3 protein-coding genes are annotated in these 4,543 nt (G+C 31.4%); 2 read left to right on the forward strand and 1 reads right to left on the reverse strand.

Translation table 11 applies throughout. The annotated features are described in order from the left end of the window. Nucleotides 1-1,195: AraC family transcriptional regulator (locus A5867_RS04965; RefSeq protein WP_087627000.1), on the reverse strand; the 1,195-nt coding region annotated here is incomplete at its 3' end. A 137-nt stretch (nt 1,196-1,332) separates the two neighbouring features. On the opposite strand from A5867_RS04965, the gene A5867_RS04970 reads away from it, so the two are divergent. Together A5867_RS04970 and A5867_RS17900 are read left to right on the forward strand one after the other, a co-directional pair. Beyond that, nucleotides 1,333-3,825, forward strand: a complete 2,493-nt coding sequence (locus A5867_RS04970) for a glycoside hydrolase family 2 TIM barrel-domain containing protein (protein ID WP_170927499.1) — start codon at nt 1,333-1,335, stop codon at nt 3,823-3,825. Nucleotides 3,826-3,905: 80 nt separating this feature from the next. Then, the coding region (locus A5867_RS17900; protein WP_170927500.1) for a hypothetical protein at nt 3,906-4,543 on the forward strand (638 nt) is incomplete at its 3' end.

The following is a 4,543-nucleotide window of genomic DNA, read 5'->3' on the forward strand; positions in this document are numbered from 1 at the left end:
CTTTTCTTTTTTTTCTATAGTTATTAGGTGTTTCTTTAAACTGCTCTTTAAAGCAATTTTGGAAATGAGACTGATTTGAGAACGAGAGGTAGTTAGCAATCTCAGAAATACTCATTTCAGTATATCTTAACAAATCTTTACTTTCATTCAGCTTAGTCAACTTAATGAAGTTTCCTATAGTCAAACCTACTTCTTTTTTGAATAGTTTGCTCAAATAAGATTTACTTTTACCTGTATAATCCACAATATCATTCAGAGAGATAGGTGTGTTTGTTCTTTCATCTATGAAATCAATAATTTTTTGAGTTTCTAAAGAAATAGAAAGTCTCTTTTTACTTTGACTGACGCTTTCGCAAAAATCTAGAAGCATCCTTGAATGCAATTCTGCAATGGCGCTAATATCTGAAGTATTCTCACATTCAAGTGAATAGGTATCAATCAACTCATAGGCTTCCTCAACATTCATCCCTCCTGGAATTGCAGCTTGATTACCAACTTTTGTTAAAATAGATAGAAAAATATTTTTCTCTTGTCTAATTGGTGAATTGGCCATCCTACCAGCTCTAATGGGATACGCACTTATCTTGTTATTTAAGAAATTAACCAACTTTTCTCTTTCTCCACGTTTAATATACGTTAACATTTCTTTCTCAAGATAATAAGTATTATGGCGTACTTGATTTTCTTTTTTTTCTATCATTTCATTAGTTTTGATTTGATACGTTTTTTGAAGTTTTGAAAAATCATTGACCATTAAACTCTCATTCACAGAAATGAGCTCATCATTAATAATAAAATTAATAAAGCTAAGTAAATTTGATGCGGATACAAAATTAAATGTAGGGAAAAAATTAAAATTTCTATATTCAAAATTAAGTGATTCTTTTTCTAAAAAGTCTTCTTCAAATGTAGAAGTTAGAAATAAATCGTTTTTGAGAGGTCCTATTATAATATAATCAAATGAATTTTTTATAGGAATCTTACAAAATAAATTTGAAGGGGAAAATGAAAGCAATTCAGGACTTTTTTTTGAATTAAATATTTTTTTTATTTTTCCAAAAGACTGTTGTCTATCTGTAATGTCTTCTACTGTAGGAAACTCAAAGCTTATTTTCTCATTGTTGGAAACAAAAATTGTTGGGATTGAAAACGTTGAATATAGAAATAAGCAAATTTGATAAATCGTATCTTTCATAATACCACCTCGAATAATATTTTACATAATATTACTTTATTTTACAATAATAAAGAAGACTTATATGATATATTCTCTATGAAATCACTTTCATTAGTAGTGTTTAGATTTCAGAAATGAGTAAAGTGAGGCATAATATGAAAAAAATAAGTTTTAACGATAAGTGGTTTGTTACTAAATCTGGAACTGAATCTGTAGTTGAATCGTTCTCAAATAACCAACAAGAAGGTAAGGTGGCAATTACGTTACCGCACGATGGAATGATATCTGAAGAGAGATGTAGAGATACAAAAAATGGGGGACAAACTGGTTATTATCCAGGAGGTACTTATTACTACAGTAAAAGCTTTTATGTTCCCTCAGATTGGAAACATAAAAAGGTAATGATTGAGTTTGAAGGGATTCAAGGTTTATCTAAAATAAACGTCAACGGTAATTTTGTAGCTAGTAGTTACAATGGCTATATTAATACTCTAATTGATTTAAATTCTTTCTTAGTTTTTGATGAAATAAACACTATTGAAGTAAGAGCTAATAATGAGATGGAGCAAAATAGTCGTTGGTATACTGGAAGTGGAATTTATAGAGATGTGAATCTTTACATTGGATCAACAACGAATATACCAGTTTATGGGGTAAAGATAAAGTCGTCAGTAACAGATGACAATTGTGGAGTAATCGATTTAGACTTAACTATTAATAATGAAGATTTCGATAAAAAGAATCTTGATTTATTTGTAGAAATATTTAATAAAGAAAAAGAAGTTGTTACTTGCCAAACATATCCGATAACTATCAATGGTCATAGCATGGAGAAAATCAATCAAAAACTATTTGTTGAAGACCCATTGTTATGGAGTTGTGAAACCCCTAATTTATATAGTCTTGCTGTAAGTATCAGTGAAGACAATCGAATATTAGATAAAACAACAACTAAATTCGGAATCAGAAATTTAACATTAGATCCGTTTAATGGATTGAAAATTAATGGTGAAGTTGTTAAATTACGTGGATCTTGTTTACATCATGATAATGGAATAATTGGCGCTGTTTCCTTAGAAAATGCCGAGCGCAGAAAATTAGAGCAACTTAAAAAAGCAGGATTTAATAGTATTAGAAGTTCTCACAATCCAATGAGTGAATTAGCTTTATCAATTTGTGATGAGCTAGGAATATTAGTTATGGATGAGTTAACTGATTCATGGAACCAAGGAAAAAATATCAATGATTATTCGAATTACTTCTGTGAATTTTGGGAAAATGATTTAAGAAAAATGGTTGATAAAGATTTTAATCATCCTTCTGTAATTCTTTATAGTACAGGTAATGAAATTAAAGAGGCAGGTTCCGCTATAGGAGCAAAAATGAATCGTGAAATTACTAACAAATTTCATGAATTAGACCCAACAAGATATGTCACAAATGGAATCAATGGGATATTAGCTACAGGGGAAAAATTCAATGAAATTATTATGGATATTATCAAAGATATGGAATCGGGAGAGGATCATAAAAATAATTCTGAAACAAATGGGGAGGGAGGAAGTAACGCACTAAATAGTATGCAGGCTGTTTTAGTCGGCGATTTGGCCGATGCAATAGCTACTCACCCTATTATGGATGATATGCTATCTGAATTTGTTGATTCAATGGATATCGCAGGCTATAACTATTTAACAGGTAGACATGAAAGAGAACATGAGTTATATCCACATAGAATAGTACTTGGAACAGAAACCTTTCCAGGAGATATAGTTAATTTGTGGACCATTGTAAAAAATAACTCACACGTAATTGGTGATTTTACTTGGACTGGATATGATTATCTAGGAGAAGCCGGAGTCGGAGTATTTTATTACGATGGACATGCAAACTTTGATCCTCACTTTCCCGATCGAACAGCTTATATTGGTGATATTGATATTATAGGTAATAGAAGACCCATAAGTTACTATCGAGAGATAGTGTATGGACTAAGAAAAGAGCCATATATTGCTGTAGAACGGGTCAATAAATATGGGCAAGAGTCTAGTCATACTCCTTGGATGTGGAAAGATACTATTTCAAGCTGGACATGGACTGGCTATGAAGGAAAACCGGCTAATGTATTTGTCTTATCAGATGCAGATGAAGTGGAGCTGTTTTTAAATAACAAAAGTTTAGGAAGGAAACCTGTTGGGGTATTACACGATTATCAAGCAGAGTTTGAACTATTATACCAGCCCGGCGAATTAAAAGTTATCTCCTATAGAGATGGAGAGGTTGCTGAGGAGACAGAGATAGAGACTGCAAATTCAAGTAAGATTTTACTTATTGAAGCAGATAAGAATGAGATGAAAGCAAATGGACAAGATTTAATTTATGCGATGATTAAATTAACTGATGAAACAGGTAGAATTAACAAATGGGATACAGCTAATGTAAATATAGACATTGAGGGCCCTTGCTCCTTAGCAGGTTTCGGTAGTGCGAATCCTTCAAGTGAAGGTAATTATTTTGATAAGGAATGGGAAACTTATGATGGATGTGCATTGGTAGTAATCAGAAGTAGTTCAACTAGTGGGAATTGTAAACTTATAATCGAAGCTGAAGGTTATGAAAGTTCAGAATTTATTTTTACAATCGTTTGAAATTGGAATTGATTGTACTGTTCCGATGGTAATTTAATGAAAGGAGATAAATTGAGAATAAGAGAAAGGAGATATGAAAGATGATAAAAAATTTTTGTGAAGTAAAAAATGAATGGCGTCCTTTAGTTCGTTATTGGATTCCACAAGCATTACCCAATGAAAATGATTTGAGAAAAGATATTCAAGATTTAAGTAAAAGAGGGTTTGGGGGGGTGGAGATTGTGCCTATGCACCATCTCCAAAACCAAACAGATCTTGATCCTAAGTATTGGTGGGGTAGTCAAAGATGGTTAAATAATCTTTCATACATTTTAGATGAGGCTCAAAATCAAAATATGACTGTTGATTTAGCAATCAGTTTACAGTGGCCTATCTCTTTACCCGGTGTAAAACATGCAGATGAAAAGACAACATTGTATGAATTATCTTATGGTTTTAAAATTATTGAGAATAGTAACGGATATATTAAATTACCACAACCGAGAGTTAAGCGTGACGAAGGAACAAAAAGATTGTTGGCATTATCAAGCTATGAATTTAATAAAGAAAATGAATTGATTTTTGATTCGTATGTTGACTTAAGTAATTTCATCGATGATGGTAATGTCTATTATGAATTTCCTAATGATAGTAAAAGAATTATCTTTGCATTTTGGGAACAGCCAGCTAATCAAAAAATCAATAATTATTTTTATGTTATTGATCATTACAGTAAGAT

The sequence above is a fragment of the Enterococcus sp. 6D12_DIV0197 genome, from assembly GCF_002174385.1.
Classification (GTDB): Bacteria; Bacillota; Bacilli; order Lactobacillales; family Enterococcaceae; genus Enterococcus_D; species Enterococcus_D casseliflavus.

Coding starts and splice junctions, on each gene's coding strand:
- A5867_RS04970 (WP_170927499.1), top strand. CDS start 1,333: ATGAAAAAAATAAGTTTTAACGATAAGTGGTTTGTTACTAAATCTGGA.